General features: G+C 52.7%; 19 protein-coding genes. 7 read left to right on the plus strand and 12 right to left on the minus strand.

All coding sequences use genetic code 11. The features are described from left to right. Nucleotides 1-39: 39 nt before the first annotated feature. On the minus strand, nucleotides 40-948 hold the full coding sequence (locus RB298_RS05900; RefSeq protein WP_096775761.1) for a carbohydrate ABC transporter permease: 909 nt from the start codon (nucleotides 946-948) through the stop codon (nucleotides 40-42). 15 nt (nucleotides 949-963) lie between these two features. Beyond that, nucleotides 964-1,935, minus strand: a complete 972-nt coding sequence (locus RB298_RS05905) for an ABC transporter permease (protein WP_071218755.1) — start codon at nucleotides 1,933-1,935, stop codon at nucleotides 964-966. Nucleotides 1,936-2,359: 424 nt separating this feature from the next. On the opposite strand from RB298_RS05905, the gene RB298_RS05910 reads away from it, so the two are divergent. Next, a complete protein-coding gene (locus tag RB298_RS05910; RefSeq protein ID WP_486046314.1) occupies nucleotides 2,360-3,394 on the plus strand; it encodes a glycoside hydrolase family 18 protein in 1,035 nt (344 codons plus the stop codon). A 395-nt stretch (nucleotides 3,395-3,789) separates the two neighbouring features. Here the strand turns inward: RB298_RS05910 and RB298_RS05915 are convergent, their stop codons facing one another. Together RB298_RS05915 and RB298_RS05920 are read right to left on the minus strand one after the other, a co-directional pair. Further along, nucleotides 3,790-4,008, minus strand: a complete 219-nt coding sequence (locus RB298_RS05915) for a DUF378 domain-containing protein (protein WP_009593023.1) — start codon at nucleotides 4,006-4,008, stop codon at nucleotides 3,790-3,792. Nucleotides 4,009-4,176: 168 nt separating this feature from the next. Next, a complete protein-coding gene (locus RB298_RS05920) occupies nucleotides 4,177-5,073 on the minus strand; it encodes a LysR family transcriptional regulator (RefSeq protein ID WP_096775759.1) in 897 nt (298 codons plus the stop codon). 157 nt (nucleotides 5,074-5,230) lie between these two features. Between RB298_RS05920 and RB298_RS05925 the strand changes: the two genes are divergently transcribed. From RB298_RS05925 to RB298_RS05935, 3 genes are all read left to right on the plus strand, one after another. Then, a complete protein-coding gene (locus RB298_RS05925; protein ID WP_486046317.1) occupies nucleotides 5,231-6,274 on the plus strand; it encodes a YeiH family protein in 1,044 nt (347 codons plus the stop codon). A gap of 19 nt (nucleotides 6,275-6,293) precedes the next feature. Beyond that, the gene (locus RB298_RS05930; protein ID WP_486046319.1) at nucleotides 6,294-6,443 is read left to right on the plus strand and encodes a hypothetical protein; all 150 of its coding nucleotides are present in this window, start codon (nucleotides 6,294-6,296) and stop codon (nucleotides 6,441-6,443) included. A 123-nt stretch (nucleotides 6,444-6,566) separates the two neighbouring features. Continuing rightward, nucleotides 6,567-8,036 carry an alpha-amylase gene (locus RB298_RS05935; protein ID WP_192570317.1) on the plus strand — a complete coding sequence of 490 codons (1,470 nt, stop codon included), beginning with the start codon at nucleotides 6,567-6,569 and terminating at the stop codon, nucleotides 8,034-8,036. A gap of 133 nt (nucleotides 8,037-8,169) precedes the next feature. Here the strand turns inward: RB298_RS05935 and RB298_RS05940 are convergent, their stop codons facing one another. Both RB298_RS05940 and RB298_RS05945 read right to left on the minus strand, forming a co-directional pair. Then, on the minus strand, nucleotides 8,170-9,069 hold the full coding sequence (locus tag RB298_RS05940) for an ABC transporter permease subunit (protein WP_192570316.1): 900 nt from the start codon (nucleotides 9,067-9,069) through the stop codon (nucleotides 8,170-8,172). A 19-nt stretch (nucleotides 9,070-9,088) separates the two neighbouring features. After that, a complete protein-coding gene (locus RB298_RS05945) occupies nucleotides 9,089-9,997 on the minus strand; it encodes an ABC transporter permease subunit (protein ID WP_486046321.1) in 909 nt (302 codons plus the stop codon). Nucleotides 9,998-10,261: 264 nt separating this feature from the next. Here RB298_RS05945 and RB298_RS05950 point away from each other — a divergent pair, with 264 nt between their 5' ends. Further along, nucleotides 10,262-10,738: a glutathione peroxidase gene (locus RB298_RS05950; protein ID WP_009592987.1), complete on the plus strand. Its 477-nt coding sequence runs from the start codon at nucleotides 10,262-10,264 to the stop codon at nucleotides 10,736-10,738. 180 nt (nucleotides 10,739-10,918) lie between these two features. Here RB298_RS05950 and RB298_RS05955 read toward each other — a convergent pair whose 3' ends face one another. Beyond that, nucleotides 10,919-12,895: a glycoside hydrolase family 127 protein gene (locus tag RB298_RS05955; RefSeq protein ID WP_486046324.1), complete on the minus strand. Its 1,977-nt coding sequence runs from the start codon at nucleotides 12,893-12,895 to the stop codon at nucleotides 10,919-10,921. A gap of 139 nt (nucleotides 12,896-13,034) precedes the next feature. On the opposite strand from RB298_RS05955, the gene RB298_RS05960 reads away from it, so the two are divergent. Beyond that, nucleotides 13,035-13,859, plus strand: a complete 825-nt coding sequence (locus RB298_RS05960) for a helix-turn-helix transcriptional regulator (protein ID WP_015737880.1) — start codon at nucleotides 13,035-13,037, stop codon at nucleotides 13,857-13,859. A 184-nt stretch (nucleotides 13,860-14,043) separates the two neighbouring features. On the opposite strand, the gene RB298_RS05965 is transcribed toward RB298_RS05960, so the two are convergent. The 4 genes from RB298_RS05965 to RB298_RS05980 all read right to left on the minus strand — a co-directional run bounded on the left by RB298_RS05965 (nucleotide 14,044) and on the right by RB298_RS05980 (nucleotide 16,314). Continuing rightward, nucleotides 14,044-14,445 carry a VOC family protein gene (locus RB298_RS05965; RefSeq protein WP_009593028.1) on the minus strand — a complete coding sequence of 134 codons (402 nt, stop codon included), beginning with the start codon at nucleotides 14,443-14,445 and terminating at the stop codon, nucleotides 14,044-14,046. Nucleotides 14,446-14,474: 29 nt separating this feature from the next. Further along, nucleotides 14,475-14,972 (minus strand): SRPBCC family protein, encoded by a 498-nt coding sequence (locus RB298_RS05970; protein WP_015737883.1) that lies wholly within the window; start codon nucleotides 14,970-14,972, stop codon nucleotides 14,475-14,477. Nucleotides 14,973-15,070: 98 nt separating this feature from the next. Then, nucleotides 15,071-15,415: an ArsR/SmtB family transcription factor gene (locus tag RB298_RS05975; protein WP_015737884.1), complete on the minus strand. Its 345-nt coding sequence runs from the start codon at nucleotides 15,413-15,415 to the stop codon at nucleotides 15,071-15,073. A gap of 158 nt (nucleotides 15,416-15,573) precedes the next feature. Then, nucleotides 15,574-16,314 carry an HAD family hydrolase gene (locus tag RB298_RS05980; RefSeq protein WP_486046327.1) on the minus strand — a complete coding sequence of 247 codons (741 nt, stop codon included), beginning with the start codon at nucleotides 16,312-16,314 and terminating at the stop codon, nucleotides 15,574-15,576. A 219-nt stretch (nucleotides 16,315-16,533) separates the two neighbouring features. Between RB298_RS05980 and RB298_RS05985 the strand changes: the two genes are divergently transcribed. Beyond that, on the plus strand, nucleotides 16,534-17,415 hold the full coding sequence (locus tag RB298_RS05985; protein ID WP_096775752.1) for a class I SAM-dependent methyltransferase: 882 nt from the start codon (nucleotides 16,534-16,536) through the stop codon (nucleotides 17,413-17,415). Between the two features lie 129 nt (nucleotides 17,416-17,544). On the opposite strand, the gene RB298_RS05990 is transcribed toward RB298_RS05985, so the two are convergent. After that, a complete protein-coding gene (locus RB298_RS05990; RefSeq protein ID WP_096775751.1) occupies nucleotides 17,545-18,579 on the minus strand; it encodes a CdaR family transcriptional regulator in 1,035 nt (344 codons plus the stop codon). Nucleotides 18,580-18,758 lie beyond the last annotated feature (179 nt).

The following is an 18,758-nucleotide window of genomic DNA, read 5'->3' on the forward strand; positions in this document are numbered from 1 at the left end:
ACAACTCCCCTTTTTTGGTGTGGATTGTATGGTTTAAGATCAGCCCTTAACGGAACCAATCATAACACCCTGCACAAAATAACGTTGAAGAAACGGGTAAACAGCAATAACCGGAAGTGTCGCAACGATAATGACCGCATATTTGACCAGTGCGGCAATTTCCGCTTTGGAATTCATCGCTGCAGCGGATGAGGCGTCAATCGCTCCGCCGCCCTGAGCCGCCATCTCCTGAAGCACCAGGATTTGACGCAGGAAGAGCTGCAGCGGATACTTCGCCGCATCGTTCAGATAAATCATGGCGCTGAAGTAACTATTCCAATGTCCGACGCCGTAGAAAAGCGCCATGACGGCAATAATCGGCATCGAGAGCGGCAATACGATTTTGACGAATAACCGGAAGTTCGTACAGCCGTCGATATGGGCCGCTTCCTGAAGCTCCTTCGGAATGGTCGATTGGAAGAACGTCCGGGACACAATGATATTCCATATGGACGCAGCTCCCGGCAGTATAAGAGCCCACATGCTGTTGACCATGCCAAGATCTTTCACGAGCAGGTAACTCGGAATCAGTCCCCCGCCGAAAAACATCGTAACCAGGAACACCGCCATAAAGAATCCTCTGCCCACAAAATCTGAGCGACTGAGCGCATAGGCTGCAGGCAGCGTGACAATCAAATTCACGATCGTACCTATCACTGTATAAATAATCGTGTTCTTATAGCCAATCCAAATGTTGGCATTCTCAAACACCCTGGCATATCCATCAAAAGTTATCCCTTTCGGAATCAGCCACATTTCACCTGAGCTTACGTACTTCGGATCACTGATAGAAGCGCTGACAATGTACAGCAGCGGGTACAGTACGATGATCAGTGCAATCGTCAAATAGATGTAGTTGCATAGCAGGAATAATTTATCCCCCTTGCTTTCCCTTACCGTGGATGGCATATGTTATTCCCCCTTCTACCACAGGCTGTTTTCGCTGGTGCGGCGTGCAATTTGGTTCACCGCGATCAGCAGTATCGCATTAATTACCGAGTTGAACAATCCGACGGCCGTGGAGAAGCTGTACTGGGCATCGACCAGACCGGACCGGTAGACGAAGGTCGAGATGACATCGGAAGAACTCATGTTCAGCGGGTTTTGCAGCAGCAGGATTTTTTCGAATCCAACCCCTAAAATGCTGCCCATATTCAGAATCAACAGGATCGTGATCGTAGGTACGATCGCCGGAATATTGATGTGCAGAATGCGCTTGAACCGGCTCGCACCATCCACGACGGCTGCCTCGTGCAGCTGCGGATCGACGCCCGACAATGCGGCCAGATAGATGATGGTGCCCCAGCCCGCACTCTGCCACACGCCGGACAGCACGTACACGGTCTTAAACCAGGCAGGGTCCGTCAAGAATTGCGGCGGCTGGAAACCGAGCATTTCCACAAAATTAACGATCATGCCCGACGAAGGGGACAAGAAGGTAATGATCATGCCGGACATAACGACAACCGATATAAAATGCGGCGCATACGTGACGGTCTGTACCGTACGCTTGAAGAATGAATCCTTCACTTCATTGAAGGCTAGCGCCAGAATGATGGGAAGCGGAAAGCCGATCGCCAGCTCATACAAGCTGATGCTCAAGGTATTCCAGAGCAAGTCCCAGAAGTAATAAGAGTTAAAGAAGCGTTCGAAATGGTCGAATCCGACCCACGGGCTTCCCGTTATTCCCAACGTCGGGATGAAGTTTTTGAAGGCAATTTGGATCCCGTACATCGGGCCATAATGGAAAATGACAAAATACAGAAATGCCGGAGCGATAAACAAATACAGCTCCCAGTTTCGAATCATCCTCCTCCATAATGTATTTTTCTTACGATTCGGCATCGTGTTCACCGATAAGCTTTGCGTCAGGGCGGATTGACCATCTTGCTGCATAGGTTGCCCCCTCCTTTTCTAATGAAAATCCGGCCATTTTTTTTCGGAAAAGCACCCCTGTTCAATGTAAAAGAAAGAGCCTTCCTGACCACACATCCTTAGCGTGCGGCTTTGCCCGCTTCAGAATTGTTAACGCTTACATCCCAAGTGTATGGATCGCGGCATCATCCGTAAATATGTCATTTTCAATTGTCCGGTTATAACAGCGCCATCCATTGGTATGACGGGCTTTTCACGTCCTTCCCAGTCTTGTATTGTCATTTTTCGGGCAGGAAAACATGTGGTTTTTGACCCCTTACCCTACGGTAAATTGTCATCCTCGCTAACGGGATGATCCTTGACAGATGTCATATCTGACCGTAAGTTGGAAAAATAAACCGTAAAAGCAAAACTGACATATTCTAAAAGAAACGAGGTATTATGCATGCAGCCATCATCCTGGATTTTAGCCGGCTACGCAGGGCACAAAGTCTTATCCGAGATCACGGCCGAAGATGCCCGGCGGCTCACTCACTTGAACATCGCTTTTGCCCATATCCAAGAAGACAAGATTACGTATACCGACACGAACACCATTCACGAGATCCAACGCTTGAAAGCCGTCAATCCCGAATTAACCATACTGTTGTCCGTTGGCGGCTGGGGCTCCGACGGATTCTCGAGAGCGGCAGCCACGTCGGAAGGTAGACAAAGCATGTGCGAATCGGCGATCAAGCTGCTGCAAGAGTTTCCCTTTGACGGCATTGACCTGGACTGGGAGTATCCATGCTACTCGATCGCCGGAACGGCGGCATCGCCAAACGACAAGGAAAACTTTACGCTGCTGCTGAAGGAGCTCCGGGAAACGCTGGATCAGTACGGGCGGGGCGAGACACACTACCTGTTGACCATCGCGGCCGGAGCCGATCAATATTATATCGACGGCACCGAAATCAATGACATCCACCCTTATCTCGACTTCATTCAGCTGATGACGTACGACATGCGCGGTGGATTCCAGACGCTGACGGGCCACCACACCAACCTGTACACCTCCACCGGCGATCTGTTCCGAATCAGCGTCGACGCATCGGTCCGTCTGTTTACCCTAGCTGGTGTGCCGCGCGAAAAAATCGTGATCGGGGCCGCATTCTACTCCAGGAAGTGGAACGATGTGCCGGACGTGAACAACGGATACCTCCAGGTCGCTCCTTCCCCCGGAGGTTACGGCCCGACCTATACCCAGCTCGCTGCCGAGTATTTTAGCAATCCTTCCTATAAGAGGTACTGGGACGACGAAGCCAAAGCGCCTTATTTATTCGACGGCAGCAGCTTCATCACATACGATGACGCCGAATCCCTGACCCATAAATGCAAATACATACAGGAGCAGGGGCTGGCCGGCATCATGTTCTGGGAATACAGCTGCGATGCTACGCACAGCCTGGTGGATGCCTTGTACAAAGCATTGCGCTCTTAGCGGGGCTGAGCTAGCACGAGCTGCAGCAGATTCACTCCCTTCATCATGTCTTAGAAAAGTTGATGATAGACGAGCTGAACGTTATTTTATATAACATGCAGTTGACTTCATCTTCTTGCGCTGCAATGACTTGGCTTCATTCTATGGGTTCCTTCCGGATCCCGTAAATATGTCGTTTTTATCTATAACTATAGAGCACGAAAACCCTTATTTATACTGGGAAATTCATACTGCATATGTTGAATTTTCACCTCACATAAGCATGCCGCCACACGGACAGTTTCAAAGTTTTGGACATTAAAAAAAGCCGGTCCCCAATAGGGACCGGCTTTTCAGCTTATGCAAACCCGGGCATTTCTTGTCGTTCGCGTTATGTTTATGTCACTAAATATAACCTACTTAGCTGTTGAACGGTCGTCATTCGTAACGTCACCGAAGAAGCGGATCGAGTACAGTGCACACAGTCCGACAATCGTATAGATGATGCGGGAGCCTACAGAGCTCTGCCCACCAAACAATGCAGCGACCAGGTCGTATTGAAACAGACCCACGAGCAGCCAGTTGATGCCTCCGATAATCAATAACAGCAATGCGATGGTATTAAATGTTCTCATCGTTTAACCCTCCTTACGCCCTTTTTTTCATGTCATTTCTTATATGGTTTATACAATAGATTCTGGTAACTATTTTTAACCAACAATTGCATTTATAATCATGACCGGACAAAAAAACATCCCTAAGCGGGATGTCCTTGATACTCGATTCGAAATCGCCTTCTTCCCCTACACTTCCTTAGGAAATCCACGCTGTTGACGCAGAAGCTCCAGAAAGATCTCAACGGCCTTGGTGTGATAAGGCGTCTTCTGCGTAATCCATGAGAACTGGCGCGCCACCGGCTTGCCATCCGGTACCAGCATATGCAGCGTTCCGAGTCGAATCTCCTTGCGCACCGCCCACCTCGACAACAGCGTAACGCCAAGGCCTGCCTCCACGGATTCCTTGATCAACTGGGTGCTTCCGAACTCCACGATATGCTTAGGATGAACATGATACCGGGAGAACATCCGCTCCGTTGCCTCGCGGGTGCCCGAACCGGCTTCCCTGACAATCCAGGTCTCATCCGCCAGCTGGGACAGCGGCACCTCCTGCAGATGGTCGTACCGCCCGTCACGGGGGACCATCACCACCATTTCATCCTCCGCGAAAGCCTCGATATGCAGCTTCTCATCCTGATAGTCGCCCTCGACGATCCCGATATCCGCCTCATGTCGCAATATCATCTCCGCCACCTCCTTGGTGTTCCCGATCGTAATCGACGGGCGGATCAAGGGATAACGCTCCCTCATATAAGCGATCAAATGCGGCAGCATGTACTCCCCGAAGGTATAGCTGGAGCCGATGGACAGATGGCCGCTTGCCCGATGCATCAAATCGTCCACAAGGGCGTTCATGCGGGTGTACAGGCCCAAAATGTCCTTCGCATGATGGTATACGATCTCTCCCGCTTTCGTAAGCCGGACGTATTTATTGGTTCTCTCCAGCAGCTTGGTGCCAACGGAACGCTCCAACGCTTGGATATACTGGCTTACCGCCGGCTGTGTCATAAGCAGTTCCTCGGCCGCGCGGGTAAAATTCCCCTTGTCTACGACGGCTACGAATACTTCCAGTGCTTGATCCACGCTTTTAGCCCCCTTCGTTCCAGATCCATATTTGGTTATGCGTTATATTACCATAATAAATTACTTATGATGATCATCATAATGATTTATTTTTCTTATTCTAAGCAATGGGATACGATGGGTTCAGACCAACCGAACGAATCGGAGGTTATGTCTTATGGCTGAACCCGCATATTCCAAATCTCAAGAGCATGTCCATCGTCTGGTTCGATGGACGCAGCATTCGCTGCCCGCCACTGCTGGCGGCGTAGCCTTTACCTTTGTCATCGCCCTTATCGGTTACGGATTAGCCAGCGTGCCGGGCCTTGGCTATCTTGGCCAGCTTGCCTGGGCAATTCTGATCGCCGCTGTATACCGGCAGCTCCGCGGTTACCCGGAGAGACTGCGCATCGGGATCCAATTCACGGCCAAGCGTCTGCTGCGCCTAGCGATCATTCTATATGGCTTAAAGCTGAATATCGGCGTCGTATTCCAGCAAGGCTTGGGTTTAATGCTGAGAGATGTCATCAGCGTCGTGTTTGCGATCGGGCTTACACTAATGATTGCCAAATGGCTGAAGGCCGATATGTCCCTGTCCCTTCTGCTCGGGATCGGAACAGGCGTATGCGGCGCGGCGGCCATCGCCGCCGTGTCCCCGATCGTGAAAGCCAAGGAAAAGGATACCGCGCTTGGAGCAGGGCTTATTGCCTTTCTCGGAACCATCGTCGCGATCGGTTATACCCTCGTCCAGCCGCTGCTTCCCTTATCGGATACCCAATACGGCATCTGGTCGGGCGTAAGTCTTCATGAGATCGCCCATGTGGCACTCGCAGCCGCTCCGGCAGGCGAAGACGCTCTTGCGATCAGCCTGCTTGCCAAGCTTGGCCGCGTATTTCTGCTCGTGCCGCTCAGCATCGTGCTAATGGTCTGGATGAAGCGGACCGGACGTTTGCAGAGCCAAACGCGGATGGAGTTTCCCTGGTTCCTGCTTGGCTTCATCGCAGCGAGCTTGCTGGGAAGCTGGGAATTTACCGGACAACCGATCATTCCCCTGCCGATCAAGGATACGATATCCCAGGCAGCCTCCTTCATCCTTGCCATGGCGATGGTGGGACTTGGCCTGAATGTCCACTTGAAGGACATACGCGGCGCCTGGCGGCCGCTGCTGGCCATGGCCATCACCACCGTGCTGCTGATCCTGCTGACTTATGCCATGGCATAAGCAATCAGGTGACGGCCCAGTGCACGAAACGAAAAGCCATTCCCTGCTCGCGGGGGATGGCTTTTTGGCGGTGAATGCCTCCAATCCCTTTCCATCCTCCGAGCTTTGGATTCAGACCGACTCCGGTTTTTGCAGCATGGCCAGCCCCGTCTTTTTCTTTCCATTTTAGGGTAAAACTAAAAGGGCGGGGGTGTCCGATCCGGGGGGACGGTTTAGCTCCCCCGCTTTCTTGGGTATTTGAGCTTAGTATGCAGTCATCATGCAGAGCGATCAGGATAGAGGAGATGGAAGTATGCAGCGAAATCATACGATTATGCAATTCTTCGAATGGCATGTGGCAGCCGACGGCTCCCACTGGAACCGGCTCAAGAACGCAGCGCCGGAGCTGAGCAAGGCAGGGATCGACGCGGTTTGGATTCCTCCGGTGACAAAGGCATCGTCCGCCGAGGACAATGGTTACGGCGTTTACGACCTGTATGATCTGGGAGAATTCGATCAGAAGGGAACGGTTCGCACGAAGTACGGAACCAAGCAGGAATTGACCGATGCCATCGCGGCCTGCCAGAAGAACGGGATCGCGGTTTATGTGGATCTGGTGATGAACCATAAGGCTGGCGCCGATGAGACCGAGCGTTTCCGGGTGGTACAGGTCGACGAGATGGATCGGACCAAGGATATATCGAAGCCGTTCGAGATCGAGGGATGGACCAAATTCACGTTCCCCGGCCGGGGGGACCAATACTCTGCCTTCCAATGGAACTTCACTCATTTCAACGGGACCGATTACGACGAAATCAACAAACGTTCCGGCATTTACCGCATCGTCGGCGAGAATAAATCGTGGAGCGACAAGGTGGACAATGAATTCGGCAATTACGACTACCTGATGTTTGCCAACATTGATTACAGCCATCCGGATGTGCGCAAGGAAATGATTGCATGGGGAAAATGGCTCGTGGATACGCTGCAATGCAGCGGATTCCGGCTGGATGCGATCAAGCACATCAATCATGACTTCATCAAAGAATTTGCGGCAGCCATGAAAAAAAAGCGCGGCGATGATTTTTACATCGTGGGGGAGTTCTGGAACCCCGAGCTTCAGGACTGCCGGAATTTCCTGGATACGGTGGATTATAAAATCGATCTGTTCGACGTGTCTCTTCACTATAAACTCCAAGCGGCTTCGAAAGCCGGCCGCTCCTTCGATCTGCGGACGATTTTCGACGATACGCTCGTGCAATCGCATCCGATGAATGCCGTCACGTTTGTGGACAATCACGACTCGCAGCCGCAGGAATCGCTGGAATCCTGGGTCGAGGATTGGTTCAAGCAGAGCGCTTATGCGCTGATCCTGCTGCGGAAGGACGGTTATCCTTCGGTCTTCTACGGCGATTATTACGGAATCGGCGGCGAGAACCCCATTCCCGGCAAACGGGAAGCGATTGATCCGCTGTTGTATGCCCGGGCGAATCGGGCGTACGGCGAGCAGGATGATTATTTTGACCACCCGAATACGATAGGCTGGGTCCGCCGCGGCATTCCGGAAATCGAATGTTCCGGCTGCGCGGTGGTCATCGCCAACGGCGAAGCCGGGGATAAGCGAATGTTTGTCGGCGAGCATCGCGCCGGAGAGGTATGGGTGGATCTGACCCGCACCCGGAAGGATCGCGTAACGATCGGCGAGGACGGCTTCGGCCTGTTCCCGGTGAACGGCGGCAGCGTGTCCGTCTGGGCTCACCCGGATATCCCCGTAGAAGCGTGACAAACCGCATTCGGCATGGACATAAAAAGACCGGAAGAAATCGGCTTCGGCAGAAGCTTGCCTCCTTATGGGAAGCACCTGCATAAGCTTTCATTCTTCCGGTTTTTTTGCGTTAACAGCCAGAGCCCCTCAATCAGCCCTTAACCTGAAAACGGCGGCGCAAACCCTCGCCTAACAGGTTGAACGTGATGATCAGCAGCATCATGGCAAACGCCGGATAGACCACGAATTGGAACTTCCCAAGCCAGATGTCTGCCCGATGCTTGGACAGAATGGTCGCCCAGTTATAACCCGTCTCCACGAATTCCATGACGTAATAATTAACTTCCTTCCATTCATGACCAAGGAAGATGTTCACGATCGCAAGCTGGCCGAGCAGGAGCATGACCTTTCCCATATCCAAACAGAAGTTGACGATCACTTCGGGGAACATAACCGGAATATAGTAATTTTTCGTCAGCGTCCTCGTGCGAAGACCTAACGCGGTTCCGGCCTCCATATAAGGCTCGCTTGCCATCTTGTGGGCCTGCTGCTGAATCGTGATGGCCACCCGCCCGGCTTCGACGCTAGCCAGAATCAGAATGGCCCAGCCCATCCGCTGCTGGGAGAAGAGAAAGAACGGAAGCGCAAGCAGCAGCGCGGATGCGAAGACCGGCGGCAAATAGGAGCACAACTGGTTCCAAAAGGTGATGAACCGGTGGGTGAACCCCTTTTTCTTGCGGGCAATCAATCCCAGGGGCACCCCGATCGCATATCGGACAGCCGTAATCGCGAGCACCAGCAGGATCGTATCCTTGGCGGTCACAACCAGCTTGCTCAGGTTATCGACCCCTCGCTTGTCCGATCCAAGCCAATTCTTCGAGGAAGGCTTATAGGGCGGAAGGGTCAGCTTCTGCTTCCCGTCCTTCATGACCCATCTGGAGGGTTCCTTCTTTAAATCCTTATCAATGAAGGGCATGTAAGGCCCCGCCAGCATAACGAAAACAAAGAAAGCAAGCAAAATACTGCCTATCCATAAAGGGAAGTTCTTCAAGACGACTCACCTCGTATCTTTATCGTGGATCAAAGTACTTGCGTGCCGAATGACTGATCCATTGGACGATCATGAACAGCACCATAAAGGAAAATGCGATATAAATAATGACACCCGGTTCATAATTGCCGCCGGTGCCGCTGAACGTATTGTAATCCAGTGCCAGAAACAATCTCCACGCCGCCCCTGGATAGTTGCGGTAATATTCCACCACGAGCAGGTTGGATAAGATGAAGACAAGCAGGCCCGGAAGATGGGTCAGGATGGTCGCGATGCCGTTGCGCAGCATATGTTTGTAGACAACCTTCCGGTCGCTCAGACCTTTGGCTTTAGCCAGCAGTATGTACATCTTGCCTTCCTGTGCGAGCAGCGAGGCCGACGTGATTCGGGCAATGAAGAAAATCGGGTAAATCGAGACAAGCAGCGAAGGCAGCACGAAGGCCTCCCAACCATCAACCGCAAAATAACGGATAGCCGGAACATGCTTAATAAGCACCCACTGGGCGATCAGCATCAGGAAAAAATCCGGAATGGACTGGAACAGCCATGTCGTCCAGTGCCCCAGCGCGCTAAATTTGGTCTTGGACAATTTGTAGTCCAGGACTCCCTTCAGAATGCCGAACACGAATCCTATGAATAAAGCGGATACAATAACGAGCAGGCTTTTGCCGACGGCTCCGAAAGCGGCCGCTTCCGAAGACTGGCCGTTATATCGCGATTCCCCCAGCGTACCGTTCTGAATCGCCGCTGCAAAATAATCCCGGATATGCGTCACATACTCACCCAGATCAAAGGAATAATTTGTCACCCATAAATTGCTGTCCAGCGACAGATTCAGATCCCTTGGAACCAGGACGATGAGGACGATGAACATAAAAGCCAGCAGGCTGGTCACCGTCGTTTTGAGCATTTGCGTTTTTAATCTCATACCGTCCTCCCACACATGATTTCAGTAGTACCCCTCTTGGTTCATTCGATTAAGCACTTATTCTACTACTATCATACATCTCCTAAATAAGTCCAGATGAAAATACAAAATTTTACTTTTGATATTTCCGCATCAGGTATTGAAATTCATATATCCATGTACCCGCTCGCATAAACCCTGGATGTCGCCCTATCAAATTGCAATCCGCCGTAAAAGGATATACTCTGAACTTAATACATCTCACTGGAGGAGGTTTCTACGGCGATGTCGATCTATGAATATGAAGTAAAAACGATACGCGGCGAATCCCAAACGCTGGAATCTTATAAAGGCGACGTCATGCTGATCGTCAATACGGCGACCAAATGCGGCTTTGCCCCTCAATTCGACGGTCTGGAGAAGCTGCACCAAACCTACCGCGACCAGGGATTGGCCGTTCTCGGCTTCCCCAGCAGCCAATTCATGAATCAAGAGCTGGAGGAGGATGCCGCGATCGAAGAGGCCTGCAAGCTTAATCACGGCGTCACCTTCCCGCTGTTTTCCAAGATCGATGTGAACGGCACGAACGCTCATCCGCTTTACAAATATCTGACCAGCGAAGCCCCCGGCGCACTGGGCATCAAGGCGATCAAATGGAACTTCACCAAATTTCTGGTGGACCGCAGCGGCAAGGTGATCAAGCGCTTTGCACCGACGGACACTCCGGAGAAGATGGAAGAGGATATCAAGAAGTTGTTGTAAACCGATGCAGGACAGGATCCATTCTCCGTTTGCTTGTCACCTAAAAAAGGGCTTGCCCGAGGTCCATCGACCTTGGGCAAGCCCTTTATGTTATGATGCTTGGCATCGTCATGGTTATGGTACGCAGCATTTTCCGGCTGTGTTTCCAATCTCTATCCGGATAGGCCGTCTGTACGATCTTTATACCGTGCGCGGCTGCTCCCGCACCCAGACGGCCATTTCATTCTCGCCGCGGTTGCCCCATAAATAATAGGGAATAGCCTTTAATGATGCGGGAAGCATCTTTTTGGGAGAAGAACGATACAGCTGCTCATCGCCCCAATCGTCAGACTCTTCAAGCCACCCGGCTCCTTCAATGACAACCGCTCCGCCGAGAAGATTCGGATCAAATCGCGAACGAAGCTTCGGATCGCCCGCAAGCGATAGCGAGGATACAGGCACTCCATGATCGACGCTTTCCAGGCAGTATACGAGCGGCCCGCGCTGAATCGCGGCCTTGCCGGCATTCCCCCGTATATTCGGATTGGCTCTGACCTGATGGATCTCCATGGAGAATGCCAACTCCACGGTGTCTCCCGGCGCCCATACTCTCTTCACGCAGGCATAGCCGTCTTGAGTAATATCCTCTACGTTCATTTCTTGCCCGTTCACGCGCAAGCCGGCTTTGCCGCGCGACCAATCCGGAATGCGAAGGGCCACCGTCCACTCGACAGCCTGCTCAGGCTGAAGCGTAAACGTAACGTCCCCGTCCCAAGGCAGCGCGCTGTTCTGCATTACCTTCACAGGCACGTCCCCGAATCGCACCTCCGCCTCGCCGCCGATGTACAGATGGGCATACAGCGTATCGCCATTCATCGTATACACGTATTCGCCCAGCGATGACAGCAGCCTTGCCACGTTCGGCGGGCAGCAGGCGCAGGCGAACCATCCCGGCCGAACCGGCTTCACATGAGCCTTGCCCGGATTATGGCGGCAGGCCGCAGGCCATACCTCAAGCGGGTTTACATAGAAGAAATGCCGCCCGTCCTGAGCCATGCTGCCAATGACCGTGTTAAACAGCGCGCGCTCCATCACGTCCGCATACTCGGATTTAGGTGCCAGCTGGAGCATACGTTGGGCAAAAAAGATCAAGCCGATGGATGCACAGGTCTCGGAATACACGGTATCATTCGGCAGATCGTAATCCGTCGTAAACGCCTCGCCGTGATGAGTGGAGCCGATCCCTCCGGTAATGTACATCTGTTTATGGACCATGTTCCGCCACAAGGCATCGCAAGCCTCAAGCAGAGCCGGGTCCTTCGTTCTGGCGGCCAGATCCGCCATCGCCGTGTACATATATACGGCCCGGACCGAGTGCCCGACGGCCTCCTTCTGCTCCCTAACGGGCAGATGGCTCTGATGATAAGCCAAATGCGGGGCGTGCAGCACCGAGCGATAGAAGGATTTCTTCCCGCGCTGTTCCCACTCCTGAAGGAAGAAGTGGGGTTCCGTCCCGCGCTCATCGATGAAATATTGGCTCAGGCTCAAATATCTCGGCTCTTGAGTCACCTCATACAATTTCACCAGGGCCAGCTCAATCTCCTGATGGCCGTCAAACCCATGGATTTTCCCATCTTCGGGTCCAAAAACGCTATCGATATGATCCGCCAAGCGGCATACCACATCCAGTAGCTTCCGCTTTCCCGTCGCCCTGTAGTGAGCAACTCCGGCTTCAATCATATGACCGGCGCAGTACAACTCATGACAGTCCGTCAGATTGGTCCAGCGTTTCTCCGGCTCCTTCACCGTAAAATACGTATTCAGATAGCCATCCGGCTGCTGGGCGTCGGCAACCAGATCAATTAGCTCATCCACCTGTTCTTCCAGCTTCGGATCCCGATGAGTGGCCAGCGAATAAGCCGCAGCCTCAAGCCATTTGGCGACATCGCTGTCCTGAAACACCATGCCCCCGTATTCACCCTCGTCCCTGCCGGCAGCGATGCGAAAATTGGATACGCCATGGCTCGGCTCAATGCCCGGAATTCGATCATGGAGGGCCTCGTATTGGTAGGGAATCACCACTTCCCTTACCAGTTCTATGTAATTCGACCAGTAAGGGTCGGTCAGTTTCACTTGCTTAAGAGGCACGGCAGCTGAACGCGTAGTAAGAGTCATCATCTCGGATATACACTCCTTTTGGGGTTCGAATAGGATAAAGCCTCGACACTTCCCATTCTACGATCTATGATAGGATGAAAACGATAACAGAATCGACCTAATTTCTTATACGATTTCACACTTCCTTGGAGGTGTTACCATGTCGGAACAAAGCGTGCTTTCCTTCACCTCTCTGCCGCTGCCCTACTTCCTTGAATCCGGTAAAACGCACTACATGCCGGGCGAATCGCATCCGAACCGGAGAAACCTTGGCGTCTTCGACCTCATCCTCGTTCAACGCGGCTGCTTGTTTCTGGGCGAGGAGAACCTGCAGTGGGCACTACGTGCCGGGGATATGGCCGTATTGATGCCGGACGCGCACCACTACGCTGTGCAAGAGTGCCGGGAGGAAACCTCCTTTTATTGGCTGCATTTTCAATCGGCGGCAACGAGCACAACCGATCATGCGTCGATCTCACACAATATCAAGCTGCCCAGGCAAGGCCATATCCCTTATCCGGAGCAAGCCTATCAGCTGTTCGATTCCTTGCACCTTCAGGCTACGGAGCCGAGATCTACGGCGTTTTGGCGCGAACAGACCCTATTTATCGAGCTGCTGGAGCTGCTGGATCCGTCGCGGTCCGATCAGGAGCAATCGCGGGTGCGCAAAGTCGCGGAGCAGGTGGAATCCTATATCAAAATGCATTACCGCGAGCCCATCAGCAACGCACGTTTATCGTCTGACCTGCATTTCCACTACAATTACCTGACGCGCTGCATGAAGGCCTCGCACGGCTTGACGCCAACGGAATACCTGCTGCAGTACCGCCTGGACCAGGCGAAGCGGCTGCTACTGACTACCCAGTGGTCCATGGCCCGGATCGCGGAGCATGTGGGATTTCAATACCCGCCCTATTTCTCCCGCCGCTTCTCCGCCCGTTTCGGCCTGTCGCCGCTGCAATTCCGAAAGCAGTACACGGAATAAGCAGCATAAGCAGCGGCATGGGATTTGCGGCTGCGCATTGCTATATTCTTCCGTCGGGCATGCGGTGAGGGACAGACGGCTCTTGATCGAGAGCATCAAGCTGCGCAATGCCTTCCTTGCAGCGCAGCGCAAAAAGGGACAGGCCCCTTCCGGGCCCGTCCCTAGATTAATCAACTGCTCAAGGCTACGCTTCGCTTGGCAGATTAAGCTGCCAGGATACGCCGAACTTGTCCGCGATCCAGCCGAACTTTTGGCTGAATCCATAGTTATCCAGCGGCATCATCGCACCTCCGCCATCGATCAAAGCACCGTATACCTTCTCGATCTCGGCTTCGGACTCGCAAGTCAGATAGATGGAGAAGGAAGGCGTGAACGTAAACTCATGCTTCACGTTGCTGTCGATGCACATGAACGTTTGTCCCTTCAACGAAAAGGCCGCATGCATGACGCTTCCCTCGGCTCCCGGCTGATTGGGTCCATAACGGGTAATGCTGATGATTTCGGAATCCTCAATAATGGAAATGTAATGGTTCATAGCTTCTTCCGCGTTGCCCTGAAACATTAAAAACGGGGTCACACTCTTCATCGATAACACACGCTCCCTTATTCATCGGTTTAAGATGGGTAGTTTATCGTTCCTGTCTCTAACAGCTGCTTCAGCCCCTCAAACATATAACCCCAGCCATGCTCGGTTTGGTCATGGTATTCGGTCAGCGCTTTTTCAATATCCTCTGCGGTCCAGTCTTCCTCATGAGGGACAACGATCTCCTGGGAGAACGTCATTTCGCATCCCGCGTCTACGGCTTTGAACTCCACCGTAATGCGGTCCACGGTGTCGCTGAACTGGGGCATCTTGAAGGTGAGCACCAGCTTGCGCGGCCGGTCTATGACCAGATACTCTCCAATGGCCCGGTACTCCTTGCCTTCCCTCACGTCAACAATCTCCCAGCTTCCGCCCACGCGCGGATCGTTGCGGGCGATTTTGTTCGTTGTTTCCATCGTAAACAACCATTTCCTCATCATGTCGGGATTTAACCAGGCATCAAATACTCTTTCCGGCGCTGCCTCAAATTGGCGTTTCATGATCAGCGTGGTAGTGGAGGCGTTATCCAATGTTAATCATCCTTCTCTTATCAAAAGTGGTAATGCGTCTATTTCCCTACGTTACTCATCGTTGTCCAGGATGTTCAGCGGTATTCCTAAGGATTCTTCTAGTGCTCCTCCCTCTTCGCTTTGTTCAGCTCGCGTTCAAGCGCATCAAATTGCCGATTCCAGAATCGTTCGTAGAATTGCAGCCATTCCATCGCTCTTGACATGACGTTCGGATTCAGACGACAGGTATGCGTCCGTCCATGGATGGACCGTTCGAGCAGGCCGGAGCGCTCCAGTACCTTGATATGCTTGGAGGCTGCCGCAAGCGACATGTCAAACGGTTCAGCCAGCTCAGATACCGTCCGTTCCTGCGATGCGATCATGCGCACCATCTCTCTTCGGGTCGGGTCAGCCAGAGCATGGAAGATGTGATCCAGTTGTTCTTCATTATTTTGTTCAACCATATGGTTAACTATAATGGGCGAATTACATAAAGTCAACCATTCGGTTGAATATAGGACAAAAAAAGCCAAGCCCTTCGTTTAAAGAGCCTGACCATAGCCTTTCGAACAATGCGGCAGCAGCCCGCTTGGGCAGCGGATCAGGGGGTCCGCCCATTTTGTTATCCGATAATCTCTTCCAGCAGCCGCTCGAGCTCTTCGTAACTCGCAACGGTATGCTGCGGCCGATGCTCCGATTCCGGCCCGACGCTCCGGTGATTGAACCAAATTACATGCCAGCCCGCAGCCAGGGCTCCGACCACGTCATTGCGCCATGAGTCCCCGACGTAATAAGAGTTCTCCGGCTTCGTCCCGGTCTGCCTGTTCACATGGTGGAAGATCCGCGGATCGGGCTTGTCCCAGCCGACGGCACCGGATACGAATAGCCGATCCTCCGGTATCAGGCCGCCCAGCTTCATCGCCGCGATTTTGTTCATCTGATGTTCGGCCGGTCCATTGGTAATCAAGCCTACGACATGCCCGGCATCCGCCAGTTTCACCAGAAGCTCCCGGGCGCCCTCAAACATCGTGATGTTATACTGCAGGTCCAGATACGTCTGCTGTACCGCTTCGGCCTCCTCAAGAGTCAGTCGCACGCCGAATTCGGCCAACGCTAACTGAAACCGGCGTCTGCGCATATCCTCGACCGCATCCCCGTAAACTGCCGTTCCGGCTCCTCCCAGCTCGACGGACAGCTTGTCGCTGTAATAGCGCATCCGGTGGTAGGCGGCTTCATAAGGAAACGCCTCATCGGGATTGGCAATCTCCTGCACGGCCTCGCGAAAAGGCGCCAGATGGTCATACAATGTATCGTCCACATCGAAGAAGATCCCCTTCGTTGCTGTTGGTGTCTTCATGTTCATCCCTCTTCCTCATTCGATTCCTCTATTGTACCCGTATCGGCACTACCCGGGTCAAGCCCGTCTGTTAATAAGTTCCTTTCCTATGATATGATGGCATTACAGCGGCAGAAAACGGCGATTGGAGCCTTCGTCCATAATTGCGCAAGCCAAGAAAGCACCTTTTGTTATGCCTAATGCCTAATGCCTGATTCATGTACCCGGATAAGGAGATGAGTAACGATGACCAAGGATATGACCGAAGTGTGGAGCAAGGATTTTGTTCCCGAGGGAAACCGTGCCAGCAACGTGGATCGTTTTACCGGCTTTGAGGATACCTACGACCAGCATCGCCCCGAAGCCCCCCAGGAGGTTGTCGCCCTGCTGACAGGCTATTTGGAACGCAAGCCCTCTGTCGTCGTCGACTTGGGATGCGGAACGGGGCTTTCCTCCTTTGCATGGAAAGACGCGGCGGATCAAGTCATCGGGGTTGAGCCGAATGATGATATGCGCGGCAAAGCCGTCGCCAAATTGCAAACGCTGGAACAGGAAGCACGCAGCAGCGGCACGGATATCGCCGACATCAAGTTCGTCTCCGGCTATTCCAACCAATTGGCGCTGAAGGATCAGTCCGCCGACATCATCACCTGTTCCCAATCCTTTCACTGGATGGACCCGGCCAGCACATTGAAGGAGGTTTCCCGCGTTCTGCGTGACGAAGGGATATTCGCGGTATATGATTGCGATTGGCCGCCGAGCCTGACCTGGAAGGTGGAGCAAGCCTACCATGGGCTGATTGAACGGGCAGAGGCCATCATCGACGACCATGTGGAGCCTCAGGAGCAGGCCTATAAAGGAAATAAGAACGAGCATCTGAAGCATATCCGGGAAAGCGGACTGTTCCGGTTCTCCAAAGAGATCGTGTTCCACCATATGGAGCCGTTCACCGCCGCCCGGTATACCGGCCTTGCCGTCAGCCAAGGCGGCATCCAGACCGTATTCAAGCTGAAACCAAACGAATTGAACGACAACATCGCGCAGTTCCATGCGCTGGTCGAGGAGCATTTCCAGGGGCGGACGCTTCCCGTGATGCTCAGCTACCGCATGCGGCTTGGCATTAAATAAACAGAAGGGGCAGCCCAAGGTCTATCGACGCTTGGAACTGCCCTTTTGAACGTGAAGAACGAAGAATGCGGGGTGGTAATCATCCACCAAAGATTATGGAGATAAAAGCCGCCCATGCTTGAGCGGCCATCACCTTCTCCACATCAACCCGCACAGCAATTCAAACAGCTCCAGCACATGGCGCGGATTTTTGCCAGTCAGCTGCTTGATCCGGTTTAAGCGGTAGTTCAAGGTGTTCCGGTGAATGTTGAGTCTTTTGACCGTGCTGTTATGATCACCGTTCTCGGCAATGTAGACCTGAAGCGTCTCTATCAGATCCAGCTTGTCTCCGCCCTGCTCCAGCAACGGATACAGCGAGGCATGAGCATCATCCGAAGTATGGGACAGTCCGATCAGAAACCTTAAATCCTTATAAAAATTCACCTTGCGATGGGGATCGATGTTCACTCCCAGCTCCAGGGCGGATACCGCCTGCTCCAGCGAGGTAGAAGCGAGCTCCTCCTGCTCCCCGATCCCCATGCGAAGGACTTCGTCCAGGTCGATCAGCCTGTCCAGAAGACTCCCGAATCTTAAGACATCCGTCATGAAAAATACGGTTTTGTCATTCTCCAAGTTCCAGCTTTGGGGGTACGCTTGCTGCAAATGGCGGAACGCCTTCTCGCCCATCGAGCTCTGCACTAACAGCACCCGGCATTTGCGCGTCAGGTCAAGCCCATAGGCTTCAGCACGCTCCATAAAAGGCTCATCATAAGGAACCTTGCGATAGGATAGCTCATGATAGAACTTCTCCCGGTTTTGACGTTGGTTTAACATCGCCTTGTTCTGACGTTCCTGCTCGATCAATAACACAACGGTCACCTGGAGCAAATTGCTGAGCGGTCTCACCTCATCCGGATGACCTGTAATGCCAACAACGCCGATCACCTCATCATCCACCACAATGGGTTCGTTCACACCGGGCTTCATGCCGCCGCCGGCTTCATAAACCTCATAGATCCGTCCGGTTTGTATGGCTTTCTGTGCACCTGTGTGCAGCGTGCCGATCCGAGCGGGGTCCCCGCTGCCCATAATGATTCCGTTCTCATCCATCACGTTAATGTTGTAAGGAATGACGCGCATCATTTCTCTTGCGATATTTTCCGCCAAAGGTCGTGATAGTTTCATGCATGATGCCCCTCCTAACATGCCTGTCATGTGTTACCAATATGATGACATTGTAGACTCCATAGGAAAAAAATCTTTTCCTAGTGTGCACATCCGGCTGCCGATCCATATCCCGCCCGCAGAGAAAAAAGAAGCCGCCCCCGGCAGGTCAGCTCCCTTGCATCCTCTTTAAGAAGGGT

Origin of the sequence: Priestia sp. BR_2 (assembly GCF_041954005.1) — a bacterium.
Lineage (GTDB): Bacteria > Bacillota > Bacilli > Paenibacillales > Paenibacillaceae > Paenibacillus_AQ > Paenibacillus_AQ lautus_A.

Coding starts and splice junctions, on each gene's coding strand:
- RB298_RS05900 (WP_096775761.1), bottom strand. CDS start 948: ATGCCATCCACGGTAAGGGAAAGCAAGGGGGATAAATTATTCCTGCTA.
- RB298_RS05905 (WP_071218755.1), bottom strand. CDS start 1,935: ATGCAGCAAGATGGTCAATCCGCCCTGACGCAAAGCTTATCGGTGAAC.
- RB298_RS05910 (WP_486046314.1), top strand. CDS start 2,360: ATGCAGCCATCATCCTGGATTTTAGCCGGCTACGCAGGGCACAAAGTC.
- RB298_RS05915 (WP_009593023.1), bottom strand. CDS start 4,008: ATGAGAACATTTAATACCATCGCATTGCTGTTATTGATTATCGGAGGC.
- RB298_RS05925 (WP_486046317.1), top strand. CDS start 5,231: ATGGCTGAACCCGCATATTCCAAATCTCAAGAGCATGTCCATCGTCTG.
- RB298_RS05935 (WP_192570317.1), top strand. CDS start 6,567: ATGCAGCGAAATCATACGATTATGCAATTCTTCGAATGGCATGTGGCA.
- RB298_RS05945 (WP_486046321.1), bottom strand. CDS start 9,997: ATGAGATTAAAAACGCAAATGCTCAAAACGACGGTGACCAGCCTGCTG.
- RB298_RS05950 (WP_009592987.1), top strand. CDS start 10,262: ATGTCGATCTATGAATATGAAGTAAAAACGATACGCGGCGAATCCCAA.
- RB298_RS05955 (WP_486046324.1), bottom strand. CDS start 12,895: ATGATGACTCTTACTACGCGTTCAGCTGCCGTGCCTCTTAAGCAAGTG.
- RB298_RS05960 (WP_015737880.1), top strand. CDS start 13,035: ATGTCGGAACAAAGCGTGCTTTCCTTCACCTCTCTGCCGCTGCCCTAC.
- RB298_RS05965 (WP_009593028.1), bottom strand. CDS start 14,445: ATGAAGAGTGTGACCCCGTTTTTAATGTTTCAGGGCAACGCGGAAGAA.
- RB298_RS05975 (WP_015737884.1), bottom strand. CDS start 15,415: ATGGTTGAACAAAATAATGAAGAACAACTGGATCACATCTTCCATGCT.
- RB298_RS05980 (WP_486046327.1), bottom strand. CDS start 16,314: ATGAACATGAAGACACCAACAGCAACGAAGGGGATCTTCTTCGATGTG.
- RB298_RS05985 (WP_096775752.1), top strand. CDS start 16,534: ATGACCAAGGATATGACCGAAGTGTGGAGCAAGGATTTTGTTCCCGAG.
- RB298_RS05990 (WP_096775751.1), bottom strand. CDS start 18,579: ATGAAACTATCACGACCTTTGGCGGAAAATATCGCAAGAGAAATGATG.